The sequence below is a fragment of the Pseudanabaena sp. lw0831 genome (assembly GCF_016584665.1).
Lineage (GTDB): Bacteria > Cyanobacteriota > Cyanobacteriia > Pseudanabaenales > Pseudanabaenaceae > Pseudanabaena.
Genome location: NZ_BBJB01000105.1, coordinates 38215 through 63107 on the forward strand (window position 1 = coordinate 38215; position 24893 = coordinate 63107).

Below are 24893 nucleotides of genomic sequence, written 5' to 3' on the forward strand. Positions count from 1 at the left end.
TAACAAATAAGAGGGGTAGCGAAGCTACCCCTCTTATTTGTTGGTCACGAAAGAACTGCTAAACCAGTAGCCATGATCATCATGATGGTCAAAAAGTAAGAGGCGGCGGCACAAATTGAGTGCTTCAGGTGTGAGTGCATAATCGCTAGTCAGGGATTTCTGCAAAGCTTGCCGATCGCGATCGCTAATTGTTGATAGTCGAGTAGCGCGATCGCTCTCCAAGACTCGGTTGAGCGTATCAAGGTAAATAGGCGGATCTTGCGATTGCAAACAACCTTGCAGCAGGGATAGTAAATATGGTAGATGACCATGACTAGCTAGACATAGCCGATCAAGGGTTTCTAGACGATCAAAACAATTGGTAACTTGCTCTAACCTTAGTTCAGGGGCAATATTGGGCAACATCCTTGCTAAAACAACTTGACGCAATAGATTTAAACTTTCAGGCTTAACAACATCATTGCGATCGCATAGCTGCAAATTTGGCAATGTGATTAAGACAGTGCCCTTTAGCTGAAATTGCTCACTGAGATGAATGCTCGCCTTCAGTGGCAAAGTATAGATTGTGTGGCATTGAAATTGACGTAAATATTTACCACCTTTACCAAAAATTAAATCAGACTGTTCAATGGATAGTCGATCAAGATTGTCCACCAAGATTACTAATCCTTTTTTTCCTGTTTGCTTAACGCGATCGACTGCGACTCCTGTCACTTCTTCGATCGCCACAATTAGCAAGTTGGTAAGACGTGTTTCCAGATGTCGGTGCAACTGTCGGCGATTTTGATCGTTATCTTGTAAGGTTTGCAAAATTCTTTGTAAGCGTTGTCCAGAGGTTGAGGTGTTAACAGATGGAATTATTCTCATCCATTTTTCAGTTTCTGCGATCGCATTGGGCAAATAGGTTAGGGAGATTGAATCTCCTTTGCTCTCTAGTTGTTGCAAAATCAGCTTCAGAATCACTAGCCAAAGCTCTGCTAAGCCAAGATCATGGATTTGCAGATACTGGTCAACTGCACAATAAATTACCGCAAAGCCTTGCTGCTCTAGCTCAAACTTCAATCTAAGCAGTTCCGTTGATTTACCACTACCGATCTGTCCTGAGAGTAATTGATAGGTGGGTTTGTTAGGGGATAAAGCGATCGCTCTTCGCATTCTCTTCACTACATTTTCGCCCCTTGCCGCAGCCAAATCTATATAGTAATTTTCTTCTTTTTGTAAACAGATAGAAAAGCTAGGGTTACAAGCCTGAAGGAATTCTAGATTTGTCATGATTTAATTAAATAAATATTCGATCGCGCAAACTCGGCACATCTGCCAACGGGATATTTCACCAGTGAGGGCAGGGCGATCGCAGCGAGGACATTGGGGCATTTGATTGGTTCTTAACTTCATGACATTTTGCCAACGTTGGAATGCGTCACTTGCCGTTTCAGGGGCTTTAGGAGTTTCTAATTTAATTTTAAGATTTGGCTTCAGTTTACGATTAGGTAATTCATGAGCGATCGCAGGAGGCAAATAACTAGGATGATCTTCCGCGACAACCTTTTGCTCTTTTAAGGTTTGTTGCTGGGTAGCCCATTTTGCAGTCGAGAAATGAATATCGGCGATCGCTAGAGTCCCAGCACCACCAAACAGCGCATTCACCTTAGCCAAAATCCTGACGCGCTCAAAGGTCAAAGCCTGAGACCAAACTGAATTTGATACAGCCACCTGTAGAGCTTTTTGATACACCCCAATTGGGCAAGTTTGTTTTGCCACCGACTCACCGACAATCTCAGCCCATTTTTCGACAATCAGTAAATATTGACAGCGTTGCTGCCAACTTGTACGCGACTGAATGCCGTTCAAAATATTTGGTAATCCTGTCAAGGACATTATCGTAAACCAAACATAACTTTATTTAAGATTAGCATTTTTATAGCTGTCGCCATTTAAGTTACAGCGCTTTGCGCCGTAAAATCGAAGCAATACTTTTTTTAAAAGTGTCGCAAAGCAACACTTTTAAAAAAAGTATTATGGTTCGTTACCAATTTTTATAATTAGAATTACCAGCAAGAATTGCCCTCACTTGCTTTTTTGTTTTCGGATTTATCCCCTTTAATTTCCTCTTGCAAAGGGGAAAACTAGAAATCTTGTTCCCTCCCCTTTGCAAGGGGAGGGTTAGGGTGTGGTAAATTTTAAACGAGAAACTACCTTATTTCCTGAAAACAGCGATAATATTTACAGTTGATTTTGAGTGAGAATTTTCTATGTTTGGAAGTTTGTTTCAATCCCGATCGCCAAATCAAGATCGTATTCCTAAAGGACAAAGGCTGACCAATGGCTTCCCCATCATGACCTATGGAGATACTCCCCAAATCAAGCGTCAAGATTGGCAATTTCGGGTATGGGGATTAGCGACAGAGAAAACATTCTCATGGGATGACTTCATGTCAATGCCACAAACAGAATTTACAATTGACTTCCATTGTGTTACGACATGGTCAAAGCTCGATGTGAAATGGAAGGGTGTCAAAGTTACGGATTTCTTAAAATATATTGAAGTCGATCCTCAAGCTGTACATTTAATGGAACATTGCTATGGTGGATATACGACAAATATTGCCATGGAAGATTTTGTGAGGGAAGAAAATTTCTTTGCCCATACCCTTTTTGATGATCCATTGCCGATTGATAATGGTGGCCCCATGCGACTAGTGGTTCCCCATCTTTATGCTTGGAAAAGTGCTAAATGGCTGAATGGACTTGAGTTTCTCGATAAAATGCAACTCGGTTTCTGGGAGCGGAATGGCTACCACCATCGCGGCGAACCTTTTGCTGAAGAAAGATATAGTTCACTTTAGTTTATAAAAAAAAGAGAGTTGCGCTGCAACTCTCTTTTTTATGACTAGTGATCGCGATCGCACTTTTCAATACAAACAATCACGAAAACTCAAAGGCTAACATCACGTCTTATCTTGGAGGAAAACCTGATACTAAGTACGGTTACAAAGAAGTGAGGAGCAAGGCAATGTCAGTATTTCATTTTGGTAGATTTATTCTTAAGTTCTACTTTGGTTCGATCGCTGTTTTAGTTTTGGCAAATGCTCTCTCTACACTCTAGCCCCCTTATTTACTATGACTATCTTTGATCTCCTAGTTTTTTCCTTTAAGTTTTTTGTGAGTGCGATCGCTGTTTTAATCCTAGCGAATACTGCCTATAGCTTCTAAAGTTTTCCAGTAAAATGTCCCAACATCTTATCTCCATTTTGAGATAGGGTGCTTTTTTTACGTTAGTAATCGCCAAGATTGTTGATGGCTGAAAATGAGATCGCATAGTTCTTCAATGGTTGCTTTGGCGAAATAAGCTGTTGGCAACATCGGGATGTTCTGCTCCTAGTTGCTGCCCAATGCTAGAATTATTGCCAGTACTTTATTCATCTTGTAGGTTTATGAATGTAAGTTTCCCAATACCAAAAGAACTTGAGTCCTATGTTCAAGGGCAGCTTCAGTCTGGAACTTATAACACTGTGGCGGATTATTTTCTGGCGTTGCTGATTCAAGATCGTCAGAGGAAGGATGCTCAGGCAAAACTAGTAAGTTTGTTACAAGAAGGGGTGAACTCAGAAGCTGAAATAGTAACTTCAGCTTATTGGCAAGATCTCCGATTGTCGGTACTTGGAACTGAGCAATAGCAAGTATGGCTTTTCAGATAATTGTTCGCGATCGCGCAACCCAAGATATTAGGCGACAGGCAAATTATATTTTAGCTATGGAGAATTGTTGAGACTTTAGCCCATTTTCTTTTTGGCTGCTGTTGATGGATATCTATTATTTTCGATGAGTATTTGTCGCTCTAAAATACGATCTGTATCATTAAAATCAAGAATTCTTGCTGTGACTTCGCCGATATCTGTAGTTGATCGAATTATCGCTCCATCTAGTTGAAAATGTTCTCTCCATAAATCTCTGCGAGGATTAAAGAATCTAACAAGTTCTCCGTTTTGCCAATTAATCGAGCCTAGATCCGTGCCTTTTTGTAGGTTACAGAATAGACAAGCATAGCAAAGATTTTCGGCTGTCGAATCACCGCCATGTTTCACACTAATGATGTGGTCAACTTGGCAACCAGAGGATCTATCTGATGCTGAAACCAAACAGTATTCACAAATTCTGTCAGCGCGTTCGATGACTAATTGCCTTAGCTGAACGCTAATATAGGTTCGAGGCATTTTACTTAGCCTCATTGTTGATGTATCTATGGGCTTTAGCTTTGGCTAGGGTCAATATATGTTCTATTGTCAGGAAATGGTCTAGTTCACGCTTGTCTTCTTTTGTAAGCGCATTATTTTTAGCGTTGTATATTAAATCCTCTAGTCGCTCTTGTGCGGCTTCAGAAAGATGGAAGTCGATTACGCTTTGAGGCGTTGTGCCTGATGCAATGAAGTCAACAATTTCATCGTAAATTTTGATGGTTTTAGTGGCTGTGTTCATAGCTATTTTTTTGATTGTGAGCGTTTGTGCTTTTTTCTTTTTATTAGTTGTTGGGATTGCTTTCTTGTAGCAATCTGATTATATCATCAGGATTTTTGGCAATCATTTGTTGTAATGTTTCAGAACTCATACCTGTAGACATTTGCGATCGCAACATCATTAGAGAAGACATTACTATTTGGGTATGCGGATGATCGCAGATAGAGAGGTTTGGCTTCGCTGTACTTCCCTTGCGACTCGTAAAGTGCTGCGACATTGTTGAGACTGACAAAGCTAAATCTACGCAGAAACTAATTGTCTTTCTTGGATAGGGTGATGGTATAAAACCATTAACTGTTTTTCTGTTAGGGTTTCGATCGCATAGGCTCTGCCATTGAGGTCGCTAAATTCGACTTCAAAGACTTGAGGTTCGTATACTTCTACAATTGTGCCGACTTGTCCTCGATATAAATGGCAAATGGGGACATCTTCTAAGAGTGCGACTACATCTAGTAATTTCATGAGAATATCCTTTAAGGTATGTAACAGGTGACTAACTGTAAAGTTAGGTATATATCAGTCGCCCTTCGTTACTTTTCTTATTCTCCATAGTGAGTTTTTGCTCTAACGATCAATATTGATTGGTCTTCTTCATAAATCTCATAAACAATGCGATCTTTGAGGTTAAGACGATAGGAACGCAAACCGTTCAGGTCACCTTTTAGCGCTTTTCCGAGGTAAGGATTGGGGGCGATTATGTTAAGCAAAATTTCTTGGAGTTTCGCTTTTTGTTTAGATGTGAGTTCGCTGATATCTTTTTGTGCTTGTTTAGAAAAGAGGACTCTGTAGATTTTCATCCAAAGACTTGCTCCATAGAGAGTGCTTCTCCTGCCTGATATTCTTGGCGAGCAGATGCAACTTGGGTGAGCAGGTTTGGTAATTGCATTAATTCCGCAGTTTCTATTAGAGATTCCCATTCTTCTTGAGTAATCAGAATATAACTGCGATTTTCGCGAACGATCGCAACTCCTTCTGGTTCTTGACCTGCCCGATCGCATAGCTCATCAAGGTTTGCTTTGGCGTAATTTAGTGTGACTTGATACATATATTTTTAGCCTAATCCTATGTCCTAAGATAACATCAACTAACAAAACTCAAAAAGTCCACATTTTTTCCTTTTACCCTTTTCCTTTTTCCTTGATTTCTAGTAGGCATCTTTACGATGACTGACACTTAGCAATAATACTATTAGCTCTCTGTCTTTAATTTCGTAGATAATACGATAGTCGCCAACTCTGACACGATAGGTATTGTCGTAGCCTTTAAGCTTTTTAACTCCGTTCGGACGCGGATCGTTGGCTAGAGAGCGCAATGTTATAATCAAGCGATCGCGTTCAATTTTCGAGATGTTATCTAGTTGCTTTTGGGCTGGTTTAGGGATGACGATGCGATAACTCATGCTTGAGTCGCCTCATATTGGTCGAGGGTTAGGTAATCACCTGAAAGATAGGCTGTTTGAGAAGAGAGAATGTTTTCTTTTTCTTCTGAGGTTGTTTCTTCTTCTACATAGCGAGATTTGAGAAACAGTACAAAGTCAAGGGTTTCTGCTAACAGGGATTCTGAAACATTTTCGACTTCTTGAATTAACTTTTCTTTGATAGTCATTGTTTTTTGCGATCGGTTTGTCCTTTTATTTTACACGGCATCACGGATTGTCTGAAGCCAACCGATCGCATTTTGAGTGTCGGGATGCTCAGTGCCAAGTTTTTGTTCGTAAATTTGGATGGCGTGTTGGATGGATTGCAGGGCTTGGGGATGACGTTGGGTATTGTGATAGAGGGCGGCTAAGTTTAGTAGATTGGAGGCAACATAGGGATGGTCTGCTCCTAGTTGGCGTTCACTGATTTCGAGCGATCGCACATAGAGAGGTTCGGCTTCGCTGTACTTCTCTTGCGCTTGGTAAAGTCCTGCGAGATTGTTGAGACTTTGAGCGACATGGGGATGGTCTGCTCCTAGTTGGCGTTCCCAGATCGAGAGCGATCGCAGATAGAGAGGTTCGGCTTCACTGTATTTCCCTTGCGAATCGTAAACTAATGCGAGATTGTTGAGACTGGTGGCGACATTGGGATGATCTGCTCCTAGTTGGCGTCCCCAGATCGAGAGCGATCGCAGATAGAGAGGTTCGGCTTCGCTGTACTTGCCTTGCGATTCGTAAAGTAATGCAAGATTGTTGAGACTGGCGGCGACATCGGGATGTTCTGCTCCTAGTTGGCGTTCCCTGATGTCGAGCGATCGCAGATAGAGAGGTTCGGCTTCGTTGTACTTCCCTTGCGCTCGGTAAAGTTCTGCGAGATTGTTGAGACTGGTGGCGACAGAGGGATAGTCCGCTCCTAGTTGACGTTCCAAAATCGATAGCGATCGCAGATAGAGAGGTTCGGCTTCGTTGTACTTCCCTTGCGCTCGGTAAAGTTCTGCGAGATTGTTGAGACTGGTGGCGACAGAAAGGTGGTCTAATCCTGAGCGAGATTCTGTTTCCCTGAGGCAGTTTTGAGATGGAATTACGGCTGAAGCATATAGCCCTTGACTTTCGTAAAATCTAGCAATTCCACAAAATGCCCAAACTACATCTTCTTCAGGATTGAGAATATCATCCAACATTTCGTGTCCGAGCAATTCAAAATGGGGAATTGCGGAAGCAACTTCCTTAACTTGATCGAGAGTGATTGTTTGTCCGATTCCTTTGGAAATATTGAGCAGCGATACCGCCACCTGTTGCCGTAGAACTTGCCATTCGGGACGTTGTTGCAATTGGAACTGAAAATATTCCCGCAAAAGTTGATGCAATTCATACAAGCCATGTTGCGATCGTTCCAACAAGTGCAGATTTAGCAACTCATCATCGCGACAAGCCTCCAAATCCTCCTCATCCACATCGCCCATCGCATCCATGACCCACTGCCAATGAATCGGCGCAAGCGCAAATAATGACAGCAAACAAGCCAGCCTTTGCGCCCCCTCAGACAGATCTTGCCAACTCAGATCGAACGCCGCTATAACATTTAGCTTTGCAGTCATCTCTGCCAAAGCCCGTCGTTGTGTGTCAGTCAAAGCCTCCTGCTGTAACTTCTTCGCATCCAAACGTTCCTGCATCTTGGCAATCGACAGATCGGGCTTCCTTGCCAAATACCGCCCAACCAACTCGATCGCTAAAGGTAACCGCCCCAACCACTCACAAACCTTCTCAATTTCGGCATCACTCCCCCGACGCAGATCGGTTTCAGGCAAAAACGACTTCAACAAATCCACCGCCGCCGCCAACACCAACACATCTAACGTATATTGCTGCATAGCATTCCCCAACCCGAACCGCGTTGTCACCAACACTCGAAACTTGCCATTCTGAGGCGGCAAAAATGGATTCACATCGTCAGAACTTTTCACATTATCCAACACCACCAACATCTTCCCCTCCAACCGTTCCGATAGCCGCCGCCAGCAATACCCTACCAACCTCTCGCCACTATCCAACCCATCGGGCATCGTTTCCCCAAGCTGCATCTGCACAAAGTCTTGTAACTGAGTCGGCAAAGTCCCCTCATTTCCCCGTAACCAACAAATCCCACCACCATAGTCTGACAACAGATGTCGAAGCGCATATTGCAGGGCAAGTTCCGATTTACCAACACCGCCCATTCCTTTCAAAAAAGCAGACACCGCCACCCTCTGATTTTGCTGCAAAAGTTCATGTACTTTTTTCAGATCCTCATCCCGTCCCGCAAAAAAAGTCACATTAGTTTGCGGCAAATTGATCGGGCTTCCCGTCCGTTTTGCCTCCTGAATAACTTGGTTGTAGTTGATTGTCTGCGTGATGCTACCAATTGTGAGGTTGCCCCCCACATCATTACCTTGTAACGCCGACTGTTGATTTTGCGGATCTGCCGTCATGTTGCCTCACCCAAAATTAAAGCGATCGCTTGATTAATAATCGTCTCGCGATCGACCATAGCCGCTAATTGTATGACCGTATAACAACCACCAAAAGCCTCAGCCGCCGCACCTGATATCGCCACACGATAAGCATCGCTGATTGCTTCTCGTAATTCTTCCTTAGTCAGATAGCTCCCTCCTGCTTTACGACGACGATTTGTTTTCTGGATTTCATAAACAGCATTTTCAATAGAAGCATCCCACGATCTGGTTGTGCGTCCTTCCGCTTGGCGCTTGATTAAATGCAACAGGAGAATCTTGGCAAAACTGGAAATTTTATTTAATTTGTCATCTTTGCTCATTTCCGTCATCTCCTCCACCAACAGCAAAGCATCAGAGATATTGCCACTGAGCAAAAATCCCTTTAGTTCTAACAACTCTTCCATCGCCTAAGCCTCCTGAGTTAAATCACCCAAATCAATATCACCAGTTACCTTGACATTTTTTAGCATCGACTGCTCGACCGAGCCACTAACCGATGGCGCTGTTTGCTTCATCGATTTTGCTCGAAGGTTTACGCCCTCGATATCACTAGCCATCACTTGTACGATTTTAGGCTCAATTCTAGCCTGTACCAACAACGCCTCAACCTTTGCCGCCAGTTCTTGATTGCTAGCCAAAAGCGATCGCACCTCATCCAATAACTTCACCACATCAGGATCACTCGCGATCGGCTCTAAATCAATCACCGCTTGCTGATAATCAATATCTTGTCCCGACTCCAATAACTTCACAGTTTGCGTATTAGGAGCCTTGCGCTTCAGCATCGCCCATAACGATTTTGCGAGATTGCCCGTCCCGTCGGTCATGTTTTCACCAACTTTAGCCAAAGAACCCGAACTAATAATTGTCAATATTCCAATTACAACTGCTGCGATTGGCTCCACATTTTTACCATTAATTTACCAATAGCCTATATTTTAGATCGACTTCTAGCTAATGCTGAGACTTTTGCGATCGCAGCCTACAGGGAAGAGAAAACCGTAATATCGCTATATTTCTACGAACCTGAGTGCAGGGCATAATAAAATTATATTTTCACGTCAGCGCATTCACTAAAGCAACTAATGACCTTACAAACAGACATTGACAGCGCCGCCGCACAGCTCAAGGGCAAAACCCCTCAAGAAGTACTCAAATGGGCGCTCGGTAACTATGACAAGATCTCTCTAGCTTCCAGTTTTGGAGCCGAAGATGTCACCTTGATCGACATGATCGCCAAAATCAAACCCAACGCAAATGTATTCACCCTCGACACAGGTCGATTGAATGCTGAAACCTATGAAGTAATCGCCAAAGTACAGCAAAAATATCCTCAACTGCAATTGCGGATCATGTTCCCACAAGCGGAAGCAGTGGAGCAAATGGTTAGCGACAAGGGCATTAATCTCTTCTATGACAGCGTCGAAAATCGCAAGCAATGTTGTTTCATTCGCAAGGTCGAGCCACTTGGTCGAGCTACTAAGGGGCTTGATGCTTGGATTACAGGTTTGCGCCGCGATCAGACTGCTAACCGTTCCACAATGGAAACCGTTGAACTAGATGGCGATCGCAATATTGCCAAGATCAATCCTTTAATCGATTGGTCAAATGAGCAAGTTTGGGAATACATTCACGCCAATGAGGTTCCCTACAATGCGCTCCATGATCAGAATTTCCCTAGTATTGGCTGTGCGCCATGCACCAGAGCCGTCCAAGCAGGAGAAGATCTCCGTGCTGGTCGTTGGTGGTGGGAGATGAGCAATCAAGAATGCGGATTGCATGTCACCAGTGACGGCAAATTAGTTCGCGCTAAAGGCGCATAAACAAACAAAGCTTGAGGCGGCGCTTTGCGCCGCCTCAAGCTTTGGAAGATAGCGCAAGAATATTTAACGTAAAACAGGACTAAGAGAATGCAATATCGCGATTGGTACTTTCGAGGATGGCGATCGCGTTATGGGTTTCGACGATCGCAGAATGTCGATCCCACTAAGCCACCGATTCTGTTAATTCATGGATTTGGCGCAGCGATCGATCATTGGCGTGGCAATATTCCAGCTTTAGCAGAAAATCACACCGTCTATGCGATCGACTTATTAGGATTTGGGAATTCCGAAAAGCCACCAACTCGCTATTCGATCCATCTGTGGGTAGAGCAAGTTTTTCAGTTTTGGCAGAAGTTTATTAAAGTGCCAATGGTGATTATTGGTAACTCAATTGGAGCTCTCGTTGCTGCGATCGCGGCTAGCCATCATCCCGAAATTGCTTCAGGCGTGGTCGTCATCAGCTTGCCTGATATCGACGCTTTTAACAACTTGGTTCCCAAAGCATTGCAACCAATTGAGCGCACCGTCAAGGCGATCGTCTCCGCAATTTTAGTTAAACCTCTATTCCATTTAATACGTCAACCCTTCACAATCCGCTTAGTTCTCAAAGGAATTGTCTACGGCGATCGCCGTCGTGTTGACAATGAATTAGTGGAAATCATTGCTGAACCCGCACGCGATCGCCAAGCTGCTGAAGCTTTTCTTAGGCTTAATCGCAGCATCAATCAACCTAATTATTCACCAAGTTTGACTCAAGCTCTTGAGCAATTACAAGCTCCTTTATTGATTTTGTGGGGAAGTAGCGATCGCCTAATTCCTCCGTCAGAAGGTAAGCGATTAGTGAAGTATGCACCCAATGCCACATTAATGTATTTGGAAGGAATGGGACATTGCGCTCACGACGATAACCCTGAACGAGTTAATCATGAAATTTTAACTTGGCTAGCTTAAAAAATGCAAAGTAGATTAAGCCACTTTGCTTTCCAGTAATTTTCAGCAGAATATCATAGTAATTAATATAAAAGTTCAAAATTGCAGCGCCATTTTGAGGATCTCCACCCAACAGGCTAGGGAGAGCGCAAAGTGCTGCCACTAGACTATCCTAAGTCAGATAGAGGTATATCTATAAGTCTGAAATCTAAAAATAAAATAAAGTAAGTAAAGATTTTAACAAATACCCTTTATGATTTTTTATCAATGATAATCATAAGAAGATAGGAACCTTTTTGTGATTTTGTAAGTCCTCCGTAAGATCTGAGACATGTCCTTGTAAATGATCATTTCTAAGGTTTTATTCGGATGAATAAAAAAATTATATCTCAGGCATATCAAACCATTGAGAAGCTATGGCAAAGAGCAGTTAGCGCTCCATCAGATATAGCTCTATTTATTAGCAATCTTGATGTGATTGAGCAAAAGGTACTATATCCGCGCTATCAAAGATTTATCCGCGAATATCAACCATTACTTAATTTCCCGACCACTGACGAGCAAAAAATTGTCCAAGAGCTAGAAAAATATGGAGTTGCGATCTCATCTTTAGAAGATTTGGCAATTCCAGATAGCGATCGTTTTTTTTTGGCAGCCGAAACCATTTCCAAAGAACTCAAAAGCGATGCCCAAAATCCTCTGTATATGGGCAGACATACGCTGAATATCAACTCTGAGCAGATAATGCGTTATCCAGAACTATTTCTGTGGGGCGCAGATGCGAAGCTTCTACGAATTATTGAGAACTATCTCAAGCTACCCGTTGCTTACGATGGCTTATCTTATTACTACAGCCTTCCAGATGGCAGAGAAACTGGTCCAAGGAAGTGGCATCGGGACAAAGAAGATTGGCAAATGATCAAAGTTGGCGTTTATATCAATGATGTAAATGAAGATGGTGGTCCCTTTGAATGTGTTAATCCCGACGTTAATGAATTTCTATGCAAGACCTTGAATGCTAAATCTGTGCGTCGTTTCAAAACTGCTTTTCATCAGGAAATTCAGGAGATGTTACCCGAACACATGCAGGGCAATTGGCATAAAACCTATACTGGCAAGGCAGGAACAGTAATTTTTGTGGATACAGCGCGATATTATCATCGTGGTAAGCCACCCACTAAATTTGATCGATCCGCAATCTTTTTTGGTTATTGCAGTCGCAAACCCAGACACCCCTTTTTCTGTGGCAGATCGCCGCTCTCTGATGAAGAGCTGCGATATATGGCAAGCATTTTGCCTGAAGATATTCGGGACTGCGTGACTTGGCGAGATCGCTTGACAGGATTAGCTAAATGGATTCCCAAAAATCGCCTCAGAGTTTAACAGAATGTGAACAAAGCACATATTTTTGATCAACCCCAACGAAATACTGCCGAACCCCAGCTTAAACCTGCGCCAAAACCTGCGATCGCAATTAAATGATCGGGTTGAATCTTGCCTGCTTGTACCCACTCATCAAGAGCGATCGGGATTGAAGCGGCTGAGGTATTGCCATATTTACCCATATTGCTGACTGCCTTAGCAGGATCGATACCAAAACGATTAACGACTGCATCGATAATGCGTTGATTAGCTTGATGCAAAATTAGCCAATCAAGATCATGGACTTCCAAATGAGCATAGTGCAAAGATTTTTCGATAACTTCAGGAACACGCCGCACTGCAAACCGATAGACCTCTTGACCATTCATACTAATCGGCTCAAATGTGCTACGTCCTGAATAATTGATGTTGAGAAACTCATTACCTTTTCCGTCACTCCGCATCTCAAAGCCCAAGAGATTGTCTTGGGGCTTACTGGCGTTGCTAGCTTGCAACACTACAGCACCAGCGCCATCCCCAAACAAAATGCAAGTGCGCCGATCTTGCCAATCAACCCAACGCGAGAGGACATCAGCACCGATAAGTAAAATATTTTTGTAAGCCCCTGTGCGGATATATTGCGATGCAGTAACCACACCAAACACAAATCCTGAACAGGCCGCAACCATATCAAAAGCGACGGCTCGTTCTGCGCCTAAGATTTTTTGGACTCTTCCTGCTGTCCCAAACAAATCATCGCTAGTCGAGGTGGACAAAATAATCAGGTCAATATCTTCGGGTGACAAGCCCGCCGCCGCGATCGCCTTTTGCCCTGCTTGCGCTGCCAAATTTGCGACTGAATCATTCTCGCCATCGGCAATATGACGCTCTCTGATGCCCGTACGCGAGGCGATCCACTCGTCAGTGGTGTCTACCATCTGCGCAAGATCGTGATTAGTAAGTACGCGATCGGGAACGGCGGAACCGCTACCAATAAAACGCACTCCGACGAGAGAAGATTCAGTATTAGTCATTGGCTATGTTTGATCTGAATGGCTGGATAAAGAGTGTTACAGCGCTTGGCGCTGAATTAAAACCTAATCACAAAAAGATAATCGCAACAAGAAGCTATGTTGGCGGATCATCGGGAGTGTCATCGATCGCAGGAACAGGCACCTTAGGCTTGATTTGACCACGAATACGATCGAGCACGCCATTATCGACAGCATCCTTAGCAACACGGATGGCATTACGAATACTCACAGCGTTAGAGCTCCCGTGACTAATCACACAAATACCAGCTACACCGAGTAATAAAGCTCCACCATACTCATCAGCATCAATGCGCTCTTTCACCTTTTTCAGATTTGGTTTCAAGATTAATGCGCCAAGTTTGCCCCGCCAACCCTTAGGTAACTCTTCCTTGAGGATTTGCATGACCGCATTACCTACCCCTTCAGCAAATTTGAGCACAATATTGCCTGCAAAGCCATCACAGACGATCACATCAAACTGGCCCTTAAGAATGTCACGTCCTTCGGCGTTTCCTGCAAAAGTAATTTGGGGATTATCTTGTAAAGCTTGATGAACGCGAATCGCTAGTTCGTTACCTTTACAAGCTTCTTCACCAATATTCAGCAAGCCAACTTTTGGCTCTTTAATGCCGATCGCATATTGACTATAGAGCGAGCCCATGATGGCAAACTGCTCTAAAAATTTGGGGCGACAGTCCACATTTGCGCCGACATCAAGTAAAAGTACAGGCTTATGCGCAACCTGCGTGGGGAACAATGCACCGATCGCAGGTCGATCTACCCCTGGTAATCGCCCTAAACGCAGTAGCGCCGCCGCCATTGCTGCCCCAGAATGCCCTGCCGAAATCACGGCATCGGCTTGTTTGCGCTTAACTAAGTTCATCGCCACGGCGATCGAGGAATTAGGTTTACGACGCAACCCATCAAGAGGCTCATCATCCATTTCGATGATCCCCTCCGATGGCACGATCTCAAGGCGATCGCTCTCTTGATAATTATGTTGCTTGAAGTAGTTCGCGAGAATATCGCGATCACCTACTAACGCTATATCTACACCCAATTGGGTTTGAGCTAATATTGCTCCTTCGATTATCTCGCGTGGGGCAAAATCTCCACCCATCGCATCTACTGCAATTCTCACTATTTGCGATCCTGTCTGAGTTTTATGACTAAAACTGTAAAGAATTTTATTTAACCTTGCAAAAATTTTAACAGTTCAAGTCACCTCAACCATCAGCAATCTCAAAAAAGCCATAAAACTGAGGATTGTTAAGGAATCCATTAGTTTTATACCAATTCACAAAAGTGTGACAACACTTCTGTGAATTAAAAAGCAAACCCCATAAGAGTTTTAAAAGCACAAAGTGGCTACGCCACTTTGTGCTTTGGTATTACGGTGCTGGAACAATGGCTTTGCTAGCTTCGCGATCGAGTGGCAAAATCAATGGCGTGCTTTGTCCGCTACCGAGAATTACAATTTTAGAATTTGGTGATAGTGACAACTTTTCTGTTGCCTCGATCGCACGTAATTGCAGCACCGCAGGTGTAAGCCCCTCAGCGAGAATTTTTTGAGCGTCCGCACTTCCCTTTGCTTCAATTCGCTTGCGATCGGCTTCTTGCTTTTCTTTTTCTAAGACAAATTTCATTTGGAGATTTTCTTGTTCAGCCTTGAGCCTTTGCTGGATCGCAGCTTGCAAAGTTTCAGGGACTTTCACGTTTCGCAACAGGGCTTCATCGACGATAAAGCCAATGGGAGCAAGCTGCGATCGCAATTTTTCGGCAAGTTTTAAACTCACTTCTTCGCGCTTAGTAGCATAGACCTCTTCTGCGGCATATCCAGAAATAATTTCGCGTGAGATTGATCGAAATCTGGAAACCACAATTTCTTTTTCTTCAGAACCAATATTCAGGTAAATACTCGCCGCCTTAGCAGGATCGATGCGATATTGAATGCTGACATCAATTCCTAATGCCAAGCCTTCTTTTGAAGTTGCTCCAATCTCTTCTTTGAGATCGCGCAATCGGACTGAAAACTGCACCACATCCGCAAAGGGATTAATCGCGTGAATCCCTGCGGGTAAGCTGCGATCGCTAACCTTGCCCTGAAAGTCTTCCACCCCAACATTTCCCGCAGGAATGACGATGATTAAGCGGCTCAAGGCATTGATCGTCGCCAACAGAGCAATCAATCCCGAAACCGCTTGGATTACTAGTTGAGCAATACGATTGTCAACTAGTCTTTTGCTACTAAAAAATACAACTATCGAGATTAATGAGGCGATCGCAGAAACAATAAACGACATTTGAGCCTACCTGTTTTTTATCTAAATGGCATCGAATAGAGTAACCCGCCTTGTTTCCATGTACGATTTAAACCGCGTGGAATATCTAGGGGCGCAAGGTTTCGATTGTAGATATCGCTGTAATTTCCTACGTGCTTGAGGATTTGGGTTGTCCAGTCTGGTGCAAGCCCAAGCTCAATGCCTAGTGAATCCGATGTACCAAGAAATCTAGAAACTTCAAGATTTTTCGTGTCTTTAAAAACCGTGTAATTATCCATATTAATACCCAATTCTTCGGCATAAAAAGTGGCATAAATTACCCAAGTCACAACATCCCGCCAGCGATCGTCATTACCAATTATGACAGGGCTAAGAGGTTCCCTTGATAAACTCAGATCGAGAATTTTGTGATCGGCAGGACGAGGTAGTTTGCTTCTCCATGCTGCAAGCTGTGATTTTTCTGAAGAAATCGCATCACAGTCACCTTTTGCATAAGCATTCAAGACTCCATCAAGATCGGGCAGAATGATCGACTCGATCGCAATATTTGCTTCCTTGAATGTAGATTCCAGATTTGTAGCGTTGATTCCTGTTTCTACACAGATTTTTTTGTCCGCCAATTCCTTGAGGGCGATCGCGAATTCTTCACTGTTTTTTGGTGTTTGCTTGTCTGATTTACTGTCTTTATCGGGGCGACTCTCAGGGGTGCTAGTGGGGCTAGGAGAAGCTGATGGCGAAGCCGTGGGACTTGGGCTAGTAGAACTGGGACTAGGGGAACTGGGATTAGGGGAACTACTTGTTGGTTTTGCCCCAATCCTGAGCATTACTCCTTGTCCATCAAAAAAAGTTGTCGGTGCAAAGGAAATATTATCGGTGACATCACGGGTTAAAGTACGAGTCGTGTTTCGCATCAAGACATCAACATCACCACTTTGGACGGAGGTAAAGCGATCCTTGGCAAGCAGGGGTTTAAACTCAACCGCCTTGGCATCTCCTAAGACCGCAGCAGCGATCGCGCGGCAATAGTCCACATCTAAGCCACTCCATACGCCTTTGTCATCAACATAGCTAAATCCAGATAGCTTGCCATTCACGCCACAAATTAGCTTTCCGCGAGCTTTTACCCGTTCTAAAATTCCCGCTGGAGCTTTATCTTTAGTGGTTGTCGTCGCCGTTGGGGTCGCCGTAGCGGTTGGGGTAGCAGTAGGGCTTGGTTTTGGCTGCTCTTGGCATCCTGATAGCAATGCGATCGTTAGGCTCGCATAAAAGCACCATTGTCGCAGAGGTGTAAGTTTAGAGGTGTTTTGGGCTTTACGTTTCAAGAGTGCAGCAGTGTTAGGTACATGCTTAGGCATTAAGCTCATGGGATTACTGATTTCTAGCGCGAACGATCTACTATTTGCAGCTTACATCGATTCCATCAAATTTAGAACAAATCAAACCCAAAAAGAGTTAGTCCTAAAAAGGAAAGGATCTATAAGGATAAGCGGCGCGAAGCGCCACCTTTCTTAACCAAAAAAAAATAAATCTCCGCCTCTTATCTTTTTGGACTTGATTTAAATCGAAAGGTAAGCCGCAAGTTCCTCAAGCTGGCGATCGCCTTCTGAGCGATCTAGAAAATCATTAGCTACATCGACAAGATTTGCTAGGTTTTGAGGATCAGCTTGAAAAGTCGAAATTGGTTTTTCTTTGGAATTAGGAACTAGTAGCTGATAGCGGTTATATTTGTCCTTAAGCAATTGAGTCGCAATGTAATCAATTAAATCTGCGGAGCCATCTGCATATACTTCTAACAGTGGAATTCCTTTCTTAATATTTAGCCAATCAATTATTCCCCAAGTCTTTGTGTCATTGACGGTAATCCGATCTTCCATTTGTCCAGTACCAAAGGACACGACGAGGATATTCTCCAAACTCACAGGTTTGCTACTCTTTTTTAAATTGAGACATTCTGCGATCGCGCAAAGTGAAGGATTATTGGCAACTACACCACCATCAATGCAAAGTAAAGTGTTATCTTTTGTATTTTAATCACAATAATTTTTGAGCGGTTAAAATAATGGTGAATTGTCACTATATAAAAATTTGTCTCAAAGTATTGATATGGAAAATCCTGCAATTACCGATCATGAAATTCATCCTTTGATCGCTCAGAGATGGAGTCCCCGTGCCTTTGATAGCAAACATATTGAAACCGAGAAACTTGCTCAGTTATTTGAAGCAGCGCGATGGTCTGCTTCTTGCTTTAATGATCAGCCTTGGGCATTTATTATGGCAACCAAAGATGACACAGCGAACTATCAGAAACTACTTGATTGTTTAGTCCCCGCCAATGTTATCTGGGCGCAAGTTGCTCCAGTATTGGGTTTAGTTGTTGCCCAAAAGACCTTTAAGCACAATGGCAAGCCTAACGCTTGGGGCGAGTATGATGCAGGTCAAGCAGCAGCAACCCTGGTATTGCAGGCTACAGCTTTAAATCTGGTCGTGCACCAAATGGGTGGATTCGATCCTGCTAAGGCGATCTCTACTTTTAATATTCCTGAAACGGCGAAACCTGTTGCTGCTATCGCGATCGGCTATGCGGGTGAAACTAGCAATTTACCAACAGATTTGCAAGAGCGAGAAACTGCTCCTCGCGCTCGCGCTCCTTTATCCAGCTTTGTTTTTACAGGCGAATGGGGAAGTTCTGCCCCGTTTGTATAGCAATGAATTCGGTTTTGCTTAGCCAACTTCCAACGATTTGCGCTCAAGTTTTATAGCTTTATGGCTATAGCCATAAAGCTATAAAAAAATAGATAGGATGCTTCGCATCCTACCTATTTTTTTATACTAAGCCCGCTTGAGCTAAGCCCAAAATCAAACCTGCTCCAAGAACATGCCCAAAGCTAGTAACAGCTAGCAATTCTGCCAAACCAAAACCTGAAAATAGGCCAGGTAATTCCACAGGTAAGCTAGGACCAACACCTTTGACTTTGATGCCATAGCGAGCAACGACTAACGCAAATGCATTAGCTGTGATCATGAGCAACCCAACGCTTGGTGACCAAGTTGAAGTAGCGGGAACTGCGGCAAGTAAGTTAAAAGCTAGATGTGTCATAAATTTGTTTCCCTAAGTCTAATTACCTAAAAATTTTTTAATCTACATAATCCTAAGAGGTATGCAGACATCAAAAAATTCTTCTTAAGCTAAATTCATTAAACTTAGTAATCAGTTACAGTTATAACAATCTTTAAGAATCTAAATCCAAAAAGCATGTGGGGCGCGAAGCGCCCCACATGCTTTTTGGATTTAGATTTCTTCTAAAACCTTGAAGCGAACATGATTGAGAGCTAGCTCACCAATGGAATAGGGCTGAGGCTGAATTGTCTCAAAAAAGATGCCTTTGCCAATTTCCACATGATACCAAGGTAAACCCATAAACCAGCGGGTGGGATAGGGGCGATAGCCAGTATCATCAGGATTAGATTCCATTGGTAACCATCCAATACTGGGAATATAGAACTCGATCCAAACGTGATTGTAATATTGATGCAGAGGAACGTTCATCATCAATTCTCCATCATGGGGACATTTATAACGTCCGACAGTGCGACAAGCAATTCCATTTAATCGAGTTAAGGCTAGCAATAAACCGACGTATTCACCACAAGAGCCTGTACCTCTGACTATGACTTCTTCCGGTGAGGCAATGTAAGGCGTGACACGGTATGAGAGCTTGTCATAAACGTAATCACGAATCAATAGCATCTTCCGCAAAATATTTGTTTCATCGCCCACAGCTTCCTTGGCGGCGGCTTGAATGATCGGATGATTCATGCTCAATCCATCATCATCAACGAGATAGAGTTTCTGCATTTCGGGAGATAGTTCAGGGACAAATTCTACTTCACTATCTTTAAGTTCATACTTGATTCCCCGCATTTCTAAGGTTGCTTTCCAGCCAAACATTCTCGATTCTTCAGGTTTTAAGTTTCCTAGCTTGAATGCAGCGACACGCTGACCATTGACAATTTCTTCTTCAAAGGGAATACCAATTGGCTCGATCGCTAATAATTTTTGGCGATAGGTATCCGTTGGATAGGCAACTCGCCATGTGAGGTTATAGATTGAAGTTGGTTCTTCAGAGGAGAGTTCTTCGAGATAGATCATCTCCACTTTGTAGCCAGTGGTGAGGGTGTAGTTTAACTTTTCATCTTGGTATTGACTAAACTTAAGGCGATGAATAAAAGTCTTTTCGCGGGCGGAGACCGAAAACGGTTCATCCATGTCATTAGGATTGTCGCGAATATAGTTTTCATCACCTGAATAAACTATATATAAATCATTGCCCAAAAATCCTAATCCCATGGGATTGGGAAATGGAGTTAAACCACGATGTACCACTTCGCCTGTTTTGGCAATAAGTCGATAGACCGTCTCCTCAGTGCGATCGCTAACCCACAATTCTTCGCCCACTAAAGTCAGCGCCTCAAATCCTGCACCAGGAGCATCCATGATTCGTAGCAAAGTGCGAGTGGCGCGTCCGAACACAAAAATTTTGCCAACTTCGCTAGAACTCACATATACACCACCATCAGAGACCGCGATGCCATCGATCTTGTTGGGTAGCTCCATAAATGGTTGCAGATCAAAATCAACCATATTGCAGTAATAAATTCCATTGTCCTTAGTAATCCAAAGCGTCTCCCCCGCGATCGCTAAACCTGTCGCGTCTCGAAACTGCAATGCGGTGTAATTATTCAGTACCGTTGCACCTTCAGAGAATGGATCGATTTTGAGTAGATGCCCCTGATAGGAATCTAAACAAAGCGCGTAGGGTTTGCCATTATCTATATCAGTACTTACATCATCAGTACTTACATCGGTTTGCCACACTAAACCATGAAGGTTATAAGCGCCAATGGGATAAATCGTGCTTGGTAAGCTAGGCATAGGTTCTTTAGGCGAGTATATAGGCGGGTAAATTTAGAAAAGCTTTAGGCTTTCTACAAATTCTGATCTGACTTCAAAAGCAACATTAGTTCCGTAGCGAAGGCAACAGAACTAGAGCATCACAGGTTTGTGTATAGTAGGATTCGTTACTCATGATCAATCTTATAGCAGTTTTCGTATGTCTTTCGTTACAATCTTGGGATAGCAAATGGGGCAATATTCTCAGTTCACAAGCATTTTGTATCTAATTGGTCCAATGCTGATTATTGTCAGTCATATTGGATCGCTACTTGTTTTCACAACTGGGCTATCGTGGGGTGCGATCGCATGGATCTTTCTACTATATGTCACCCGTATGCTTGCCACGACTGGCATTTATCATCGATTACTTACGCACAAAAGCTATCAGGCTCCTAAACCCCTATTATGGATAGGCTGCATTGTGGGAGCATCGGCGGGGCAGATGGGGCCAAGTTGGTGGAAAGCTCACCACATGAGTCATCATCAATATGTTGAGAGCGATCGCGATCCCCATTCTCCCTATACGCCATTTTTGGGAATCAAAGGATTTTATTGGTCTCAGGGAGGTTGGCTATTATCTTCTCGCTTTTTTCCAGATAAATTGCCCCTTGATGTTGAAAGCGATCTAGTCTTAAAATTGATTGACCGATTACATTTCATCCCCCTAGTAGCACTTGGGGCAGTTTCATACTATATAGGTGGTTTGGAATATCTCGGTGCATTTTTTTTCAGTACGACATTGCTATTTCACGGTGTCCAGACTGTGAACTCGCTCAGTCATATTGTCGGCGATCAACCATTTATCACTGACGACCATAGCCGCAACAGTGGTTTTGTGGCGCTGCTTACGCTGGGAGAAGGTTGGCATAATCTGCATCATGCTTTTCAATCATCCTGTCGGCACGGTATCACTATTCGCGATGGTCAGATTGTCTATCTACCAGATCCCACTTTTGACTTCATTAAAATGCTTGAGTCCTTCAAGTTAGCGTCAAAGTTGAGATTACCTAGCGAGAAAGATTTGTTGTCAAAAGCCAAAAAGCAAAATTTACCGAATTTAGAATTAGCGATCGCCTCAGACAAATCAAAAGAAACTTACAGCAATTTGCACTAATACTAATTCCCCAAAGTTTGGTATTAGCTAAAAAAAATATAGTTGCGCCGCTTCTCGGCGCAACTATATTTTTTTTATAGCTGATTGGATGGATGAGACTGATATGCTTTTAGCCTAGCTCTTAGTTGAGCAAGTTCCTGAGCCATATCCAACACTATTGCTGCTCCAACTAAATTTAGCCCCAAGTCTTGACGCAAGCGTTGAATTTGAGCAATTCGCGCAATCTCACGGGAATGTAGCATTGAGCCATTCGGTTCGATTACTCCTAGCTCGACATAAACCTGCACAACTGTAATCGAAGTATCTGTTATGGATGCGGCATATTCAAAAGTATAGAGTTGTTCACCTTCGAGGGAAACCACCATCCTTGAAAGACTACTTGGAAGACTGTTTGAAGAATGGTCAGTCATAGCTTAATCTCCTCTTTAATTTCCTCTAAATAGGCGCGTGGATTAAAACTCGTATTTGCTTGAATCTTTTCGTAGCACTCTTGCTCGATCGCATTCAGATCCTGCGGCGTAACAACCTGAAGTTTGGCAAATAAATCACCGCGTCCGCCCTTTTGTAGCGTCCAGCCTTTGCCTCTTAGCCGTAGTGATTGACCTGATTTTAATCCTTTGGGAACTTTCATCGTCACGATGCCATCGGGAGTTGGCACTTTTATTTCTGTTCCTAAGACCGCCTCGTCAGGACGAATGGGAATATCACAAACAAGACGATCGTCCTCAAAGCGAAAGAAGGAATGTGGCACTAGTTCAATCGTGAGATATAAATCGCCGCGCTGGTGAGAGAAGGGACTGGCTCGACCTTTGCCCTTAAGTCTGATCCGACTACTTGGTTTTGCACCTGCGGGAATACGCACATTGATCGTATCTTCATCGAGTTGTAATCGCTTCTGAACACCGTGGAATGCTTCAGAAAAGGTAAGGACGATCGCGGCTTCAGTGTCGGGTGCAGGAGATTGAGAACGAAATCCACTACTGGAGTCTCTACGTTGCGATCGCCCCAACAGATCGTTAATAAACGAATCAAAGTCGCCATATTGCTCAAAGTTATTCCCAGCATCAGTTTCTTTGGGTGGCGGTGCTTCATTATAATTAGGTTGATTCCATTGCTGCCCAAAGCGATCGTACTTCTCTCGTTTCTCTGGATCGGAGAGTACTTCATTTGCCTCGTTAAGATCTTTAAACTTTGCCTCTGCGTCCTTATCATCAGGATTGAGATCGGGATGATGCTTACGGGCAATCTTACGATAAGCTCGTTTAATTTCTTCAGGAGTTGCAGTTTTGTTCACTCCCAAAATACTGTAATAGTCCTTAAAGTCAGTTGCGATTGGCATTATTAGGTGTATTTTAGTTCTCTATTTCGTGTTTCAGGCTATCTACGACGAATTGAACCACGCGATCGTTAAAAGCGATCGCTATCCAGACAGATGAACTACTTGATTTAGTAACTTTTTTGACTTCATCTTTATTTGCTTCTAGAATTAATATGACAGACAATTGTTTGATTTCCTGATTGAATTAGTTGAATATGATATAAAACGTAATCAAAAATGCAGAAATCAAGTTCTTTAGTAATTTCGGAAAGAGAATAATGGCTCAACTCATATTGATCCGTCATGGACAAAGCCTTTGGAATGCGCTCAATAAATTTACGGGATGGGTAGATGTGCCTCTAAGCGAGAGGGGTCGAGCAGAGGCAACGATCGCATCTTGTCGGCTCAGTGATTATCGGGTGAATGTCTGTTTTACAAGTAGATTAATTCGGGCGATCGAAACCGCGATGATCTGTCTGACCGAACGCGATGACATTTGTGGTGGCAAAATTCCGATTATTAAGCATGAAAATTCTGACCAAGTTTGGCATGGCTGGAATAACTATGATGGAAACCCAGCCGAAGAACTCCCTATTTTCACGAATGAAGCTCTCAATGAGCGATTTTATGGTGATTTGCAGGGCTTAAACAAAGCGGATACTGCTGAGAAATATGGCAGCGAACAAGTTTATGAGTGGCGTAGATCTTACAATGTCCGACCACCAGGCGGAGAAAGTTTAGAAGATACACAAAAGCGGGTGAATGCTTATTTCAGAAGCCGTATTCTGCCCCACCTGCTACAAGGCGATAACGTTCTGATTACTGCGCATGGGAATTCTCTAAGATCGATCATGATGATGTTAGATCGCCTCAGTCCATCGGAAGTGACAGCGTTAGAACTAGCGACAGGTGTACCAATCGCCTATGAGCTTGACATCTCTGGAGAGGTGATCGGCAAAAAAATCTTAAACGACTAGCGATCGCTCTGGCTTTGTATGATAGGCGATCGTTTTTTCTAAAAACTGACATCTTCGTATAGATCGTCAAATTTCCCTTCAAAGTTGATGCTCGATAATTGGAATTTATCTTGCTCTCCAGAATATGATTTTAACACCCATAAGCCCTCTTCATTGCGGCGAAAACAGTCAAGGCGCTGGCGTTTGGTGCTAACTAAAACGTACTCTTCGAGACTCTCTAGTTGCTGGTAATCGGCAAATTTATCGCCGCGATCAAATCCCTCAGTAGATTTTGATAGAACTTCGATAATTAGTTTTGGGAAACGCTTATGATTTGGAGTTTGGGTATCGCTAGGATCGCAAGTCACCATCACATCTGGATAATAAAAACGATTTAATGAATCGATTCTGGCTTTCATGTCAGACATATAAACACGACAACTAGAGCCGCGCAAATGGTTGCGAACTACAAAAGCCATGTTTAATGCGATCGTAACGTGAGGATCGTTTGCGCCAGCCATTGCGTAAACATACCCGTCAATATATTCATGTTTAATCGCACTTTTTTCCTCCATTTCGAGATATTCGTCTGGAGTTATGCAATCAATTTTTGGTATTACAATCATGGCTTACCTACTGAGAAATTTGGATTAAGCTAGTTTTTATTTTATATCTTGAGCTGAGGGAGATCGCTAG

General features: G+C 43.2%; 32 protein-coding genes. 8 read left to right on the top strand and 24 right to left on the bottom strand.

What is annotated here, in order from left to right:
- Positions 1–33 precede the first annotated feature (33 nt).
- Entirely contained in the window at positions 34–1272 is a 1239-nt protein-coding gene (locus tag APA_RS21555) for an ATP-binding protein (protein WP_201324285.1), read from the bottom strand.
- Positions 1273–1275: 3 nt separating this feature from the next.
- A complete protein-coding gene (locus APA_RS21560; RefSeq protein ID WP_201324286.1) occupies positions 1276–1878 on the bottom strand; it encodes a DciA family protein in 603 nt (200 codons plus the stop codon).
- A gap of 374 nt (positions 1879–2252) precedes the next feature.
- Here APA_RS21560 and APA_RS21565 point away from each other — a divergent pair, with 374 nt between their 5' ends.
- Complete coding sequence (locus tag APA_RS21565; RefSeq protein ID WP_201324287.1) at positions 2253–2846, top strand: sulfite oxidase-like oxidoreductase; 594 nt, start codon at positions 2253–2255, stop codon at positions 2844–2846.
- Positions 2847–3434: 588 nt separating this feature from the next.
- Complete coding sequence (locus APA_RS21570) at positions 3435–3677, top strand: type II toxin-antitoxin system ParD family antitoxin (protein WP_201324288.1); 243 nt, start codon at positions 3435–3437, stop codon at positions 3675–3677.
- A 96-nt stretch (positions 3678–3773) separates the two neighbouring features.
- Here the strand turns inward: APA_RS21570 and APA_RS21575 are convergent, their stop codons facing one another.
- The 11 genes from APA_RS21575 to APA_RS21625 all read right to left on the bottom strand — a co-directional run bounded on the left by APA_RS21575 (position 3774) and on the right by APA_RS21625 (position 9329).
- A complete protein-coding gene (locus APA_RS21575) occupies positions 3774–4214 on the bottom strand; it encodes an HNH endonuclease (protein WP_201324289.1) in 441 nt (146 codons plus the stop codon).
- 1 nt (position 4215) lies between these two features.
- Positions 4216–4476, bottom strand: coding sequence for a hypothetical protein (locus tag APA_RS21580; protein WP_201324290.1), 261 nt, complete (start codon positions 4474–4476; stop codon positions 4216–4218).
- A 43-nt stretch (positions 4477–4519) separates the two neighbouring features.
- On the bottom strand, positions 4520–4747 hold the full coding sequence (locus APA_RS21585) for a hypothetical protein (protein ID WP_201324291.1): 228 nt from the start codon (positions 4745–4747) through the stop codon (positions 4520–4522).
- A gap of 8 nt (positions 4748–4755) precedes the next feature.
- Entirely contained in the window at positions 4756–4977 is a 222-nt protein-coding gene (locus APA_RS21590) for a DUF4926 domain-containing protein (RefSeq protein WP_201324292.1), read from the bottom strand.
- Positions 4978–5054: 77 nt separating this feature from the next.
- Positions 5055–5312: a type II toxin-antitoxin system mRNA interferase toxin, RelE/StbE family gene (locus APA_RS21595; protein WP_201324293.1), complete on the bottom strand. Its 258-nt coding sequence runs from the start codon at positions 5310–5312 to the stop codon at positions 5055–5057.
- Positions 5309–5560 (bottom strand): type II toxin-antitoxin system Phd/YefM family antitoxin, encoded by a 252-nt coding sequence (locus APA_RS21600; RefSeq protein ID WP_201324294.1) that lies wholly within the window; start codon positions 5558–5560, stop codon positions 5309–5311. Before APA_RS21600 ends, APA_RS21595 begins: the two co-directional genes overlap by 4 nt.
- Positions 5561–5659: 99 nt before the next feature.
- Complete coding sequence (locus tag APA_RS21605) at positions 5660–5914, bottom strand: type II toxin-antitoxin system RelE/ParE family toxin (RefSeq protein WP_201324295.1); 255 nt, start codon at positions 5912–5914, stop codon at positions 5660–5662.
- A complete protein-coding gene (locus APA_RS21610; protein WP_201324296.1) occupies positions 5911–6120 on the bottom strand; it encodes a hypothetical protein in 210 nt (69 codons plus the stop codon). Before APA_RS21610 ends, APA_RS21605 begins: the two co-directional genes overlap by 4 nt.
- 30 nt (positions 6121–6150) lie before the next feature.
- Positions 6151–8400, bottom strand: coding sequence for a tetratricopeptide repeat protein (locus APA_RS21615; RefSeq protein ID WP_201324297.1), 2250 nt, complete (start codon positions 8398–8400; stop codon positions 6151–6153).
- Entirely contained in the window at positions 8397–8828 is a 432-nt protein-coding gene (locus tag APA_RS21620) for a DUF29 family protein (protein ID WP_201324298.1), read from the bottom strand. The genes APA_RS21615 and APA_RS21620 overlap by 4 nt, the downstream gene beginning before the upstream one ends.
- A 3-nt stretch (positions 8829–8831) precedes the next feature.
- Positions 8832–9329: a hypothetical protein gene (locus tag APA_RS21625; RefSeq protein WP_201324299.1), complete on the bottom strand. Its 498-nt coding sequence runs from the start codon at positions 9327–9329 to the stop codon at positions 8832–8834.
- Between the two features lie 180 nt (positions 9330–9509).
- Between APA_RS21625 and APA_RS21630 the strand changes: the two genes are divergently transcribed.
- The 3 genes from APA_RS21630 to APA_RS21640 all read left to right on the top strand — a co-directional run bounded on the left by APA_RS21630 (position 9510) and on the right by APA_RS21640 (position 12560).
- Positions 9510–10247 carry a phosphoadenylyl-sulfate reductase gene (locus tag APA_RS21630; RefSeq protein ID WP_201324300.1) on the top strand — a complete coding sequence of 246 codons (738 nt, stop codon included), beginning with the start codon at positions 9510–9512 and terminating at the stop codon, positions 10245–10247.
- Between the two features lie 87 nt (positions 10248–10334).
- A complete protein-coding gene (locus APA_RS21635) occupies positions 10335–11198 on the top strand; it encodes an alpha/beta fold hydrolase (protein ID WP_201324301.1) in 864 nt (287 codons plus the stop codon).
- Positions 11199–11546: 348 nt separating this feature from the next.
- Positions 11547–12560: a hypothetical protein gene (locus APA_RS21640; RefSeq protein WP_201324302.1), complete on the top strand. Its 1014-nt coding sequence runs from the start codon at positions 11547–11549 to the stop codon at positions 12558–12560.
- 29 nt (positions 12561–12589) lie between these two features.
- Here the strand turns inward: APA_RS21640 and APA_RS21645 are convergent, their stop codons facing one another.
- The 5 genes from APA_RS21645 to APA_RS21665 all read right to left on the bottom strand — a co-directional run bounded on the left by APA_RS21645 (position 12590) and on the right by APA_RS21665 (position 17774).
- Positions 12590–13573 carry a beta-ketoacyl-ACP synthase III gene (locus APA_RS21645; RefSeq protein WP_201324303.1) on the bottom strand — a complete coding sequence of 328 codons (984 nt, stop codon included), beginning with the start codon at positions 13571–13573 and terminating at the stop codon, positions 12590–12592.
- 94 nt (positions 13574–13667) lie between these two features.
- On the bottom strand, positions 13668–14714 hold the full coding sequence (gene plsX / locus APA_RS21650; protein WP_201324304.1) for a phosphate acyltransferase PlsX: 1047 nt from the start codon (positions 14712–14714) through the stop codon (positions 13668–13670).
- A gap of 250 nt (positions 14715–14964) precedes the next feature.
- Complete coding sequence (locus tag APA_RS21655; RefSeq protein WP_201324305.1) at positions 14965–15876, bottom strand: prohibitin family protein; 912 nt, start codon at positions 15874–15876, stop codon at positions 14965–14967.
- 17 nt (positions 15877–15893) lie between these two features.
- Positions 15894–17210: an amino acid ABC transporter substrate-binding protein gene (locus APA_RS21660; protein WP_201324306.1), complete on the bottom strand. Its 1317-nt coding sequence runs from the start codon at positions 17208–17210 to the stop codon at positions 15894–15896.
- A 201-nt stretch (positions 17211–17411) separates the two neighbouring features.
- Positions 17412–17774 (bottom strand): hypothetical protein, encoded by a 363-nt coding sequence (locus APA_RS21665; RefSeq protein WP_201324307.1) that lies wholly within the window; start codon positions 17772–17774, stop codon positions 17412–17414.
- Between the two features lie 166 nt (positions 17775–17940).
- Between APA_RS21665 and APA_RS21670 the strand changes: the two genes are divergently transcribed.
- Positions 17941–18558 (top strand): nitroreductase family protein, encoded by a 618-nt coding sequence (locus APA_RS21670; protein ID WP_236579953.1) that lies wholly within the window; start codon positions 17941–17943, stop codon positions 18556–18558.
- 121 nt (positions 18559–18679) lie between these two features.
- Here APA_RS21670 and psaK read toward each other — a convergent pair whose 3' ends face one another.
- Both psaK and APA_RS21680 read right to left on the bottom strand, forming a co-directional pair.
- Positions 18680–18952 carry a photosystem I reaction center subunit PsaK gene (gene psaK, locus APA_RS21675; RefSeq protein WP_201324308.1) on the bottom strand — a complete coding sequence of 91 codons (273 nt, stop codon included), beginning with the start codon at positions 18950–18952 and terminating at the stop codon, positions 18680–18682.
- Between the two features lie 192 nt (positions 18953–19144).
- Complete coding sequence (locus tag APA_RS21680; RefSeq protein WP_201324309.1) at positions 19145–20788, bottom strand: transglutaminase domain-containing protein; 1644 nt, start codon at positions 20786–20788, stop codon at positions 19145–19147.
- 208 nt (positions 20789–20996) lie between these two features.
- Here APA_RS21680 and APA_RS21685 point away from each other — a divergent pair, with 208 nt between their 5' ends.
- Positions 20997–21923: an acyl-CoA desaturase gene (locus APA_RS21685; RefSeq protein ID WP_201324310.1), complete on the top strand. Its 927-nt coding sequence runs from the start codon at positions 20997–20999 to the stop codon at positions 21921–21923.
- Positions 21924–21997: 74 nt separating this feature from the next.
- Here APA_RS21685 and APA_RS21690 read toward each other — a convergent pair whose 3' ends face one another.
- The 3 genes from APA_RS21690 to APA_RS21700 are packed head-to-tail and all read right to left on the bottom strand — an operon-like array spanning position 21998 to position 23425.
- The gene (locus tag APA_RS21690; RefSeq protein ID WP_201324311.1) at positions 21998–22333 is read right to left on the bottom strand and encodes a chaperone modulator CbpM; all 336 of its coding nucleotides are present in this window, start codon (positions 22331–22333) and stop codon (positions 21998–22000) included.
- Positions 22330–23262, bottom strand: a complete 933-nt coding sequence (locus tag APA_RS21695) for a DnaJ C-terminal domain-containing protein (protein ID WP_201324312.1) — start codon at positions 23260–23262, stop codon at positions 22330–22332. Before APA_RS21695 ends, APA_RS21690 begins: the two co-directional genes overlap by 4 nt.
- Before the next feature lie 13 nt (positions 23263–23275).
- Entirely contained in the window at positions 23276–23425 is a 150-nt protein-coding gene (locus APA_RS21700; protein WP_201324313.1) for a hypothetical protein, read from the bottom strand.
- Between the two features lie 94 nt (positions 23426–23519).
- Between APA_RS21700 and APA_RS21705 the strand changes: the two genes are divergently transcribed.
- A complete protein-coding gene (locus APA_RS21705) occupies positions 23520–24218 on the top strand; it encodes a 2,3-bisphosphoglycerate-dependent phosphoglycerate mutase (protein ID WP_201324314.1) in 699 nt (232 codons plus the stop codon).
- A 38-nt stretch (positions 24219–24256) separates the two neighbouring features.
- Here the strand turns inward: APA_RS21705 and APA_RS21710 are convergent, their stop codons facing one another.
- Positions 24257–24823, bottom strand: a complete 567-nt coding sequence (locus APA_RS21710; RefSeq protein ID WP_201324315.1) for a Uma2 family endonuclease — start codon at positions 24821–24823, stop codon at positions 24257–24259.
- Positions 24824–24893 lie beyond the last annotated feature (70 nt).

Coding starts and splice junctions, on each gene's coding strand:
- APA_RS21695 (WP_201324312.1), bottom strand. CDS start 23,262: ATGCCAATCGCAACTGACTTTAAGGACTATTACAGTATTTTGGGAGTG.
- APA_RS21570 (WP_201324288.1), top strand. CDS start 3,435: ATGAATGTAAGTTTCCCAATACCAAAAGAACTTGAGTCCTATGTTCAA.
- APA_RS21615 (WP_201324297.1), bottom strand. CDS start 8,400: ATGACGGCAGATCCGCAAAATCAACAGTCGGCGTTACAAGGTAATGAT.
- APA_RS21595 (WP_201324293.1), bottom strand. CDS start 5,312: ATGAAAATCTACAGAGTCCTCTTTTCTAAACAAGCACAAAAAGATATC.
- APA_RS21580 (WP_201324290.1), bottom strand. CDS start 4,476: ATGAACACAGCCACTAAAACCATCAAAATTTACGATGAAATTGTTGAC.
- APA_RS21605 (WP_201324295.1), bottom strand. CDS start 5,914: ATGAGTTATCGCATCGTCATCCCTAAACCAGCCCAAAAGCAACTAGAT.
- APA_RS21555 (WP_201324285.1), bottom strand. CDS start 1,272: ATGACAAATCTAGAATTCCTTCAGGCTTGTAACCCTAGCTTTTCTATC.
- APA_RS21635 (WP_201324301.1), top strand. CDS start 10,335: ATGCAATATCGCGATTGGTACTTTCGAGGATGGCGATCGCGTTATGGG.
- APA_RS21600 (WP_201324294.1), bottom strand. CDS start 5,560: ATGTATCAAGTCACACTAAATTACGCCAAAGCAAACCTTGATGAGCTA.
- APA_RS21565 (WP_201324287.1), top strand. CDS start 2,253: ATGTTTGGAAGTTTGTTTCAATCCCGATCGCCAAATCAAGATCGTATT.
- APA_RS21630 (WP_201324300.1), top strand. CDS start 9,510: ATGACCTTACAAACAGACATTGACAGCGCCGCCGCACAGCTCAAGGGC.
- APA_RS21590 (WP_201324292.1), bottom strand. CDS start 4,977: ATGAAATTACTAGATGTAGTCGCACTCTTAGAAGATGTCCCCATTTGC.
- APA_RS21690 (WP_201324311.1), bottom strand. CDS start 22,333: ATGACTGACCATTCTTCAAACAGTCTTCCAAGTAGTCTTTCAAGGATG.
- APA_RS21575 (WP_201324289.1), bottom strand. CDS start 4,214: ATGCCTCGAACCTATATTAGCGTTCAGCTAAGGCAATTAGTCATCGAA.
- APA_RS21645 (WP_201324303.1), bottom strand. CDS start 13,573: ATGACTAATACTGAATCTTCTCTCGTCGGAGTGCGTTTTATTGGTAGC.
- APA_RS21660 (WP_201324306.1), bottom strand. CDS start 17,210: ATGCCTAAGCATGTACCTAACACTGCTGCACTCTTGAAACGTAAAGCC.
- APA_RS21620 (WP_201324298.1), bottom strand. CDS start 8,828: ATGGAAGAGTTGTTAGAACTAAAGGGATTTTTGCTCAGTGGCAATATC.
- APA_RS21685 (WP_201324310.1), top strand. CDS start 20,997: ATGGGGCAATATTCTCAGTTCACAAGCATTTTGTATCTAATTGGTCCA.
- APA_RS21710 (WP_201324315.1), bottom strand. CDS start 24,823: ATGATTGTAATACCAAAAATTGATTGCATAACTCCAGACGAATATCTC.
- APA_RS21680 (WP_201324309.1), bottom strand. CDS start 20,788: ATGCCTAGCTTACCAAGCACGATTTATCCCATTGGCGCTTATAACCTT.
- APA_RS21705 (WP_201324314.1), top strand. CDS start 23,520: ATGGCTCAACTCATATTGATCCGTCATGGACAAAGCCTTTGGAATGCG.
- APA_RS21610 (WP_201324296.1), bottom strand. CDS start 6,120: ATGACTATCAAAGAAAAGTTAATTCAAGAAGTCGAAAATGTTTCAGAA.
- APA_RS21640 (WP_201324302.1), top strand. CDS start 11,547: ATGAATAAAAAAATTATATCTCAGGCATATCAAACCATTGAGAAGCTA.
- psaK (WP_201324308.1), bottom strand. CDS start 18,952: ATGACACATCTAGCTTTTAACTTACTTGCCGCAGTTCCCGCTACTTCA.
- APA_RS21655 (WP_201324305.1), bottom strand. CDS start 15,876: ATGTCGTTTATTGTTTCTGCGATCGCCTCATTAATCTCGATAGTTGTA.
- APA_RS21560 (WP_201324286.1), bottom strand. CDS start 1,878: ATGTCCTTGACAGGATTACCAAATATTTTGAACGGCATTCAGTCGCGT.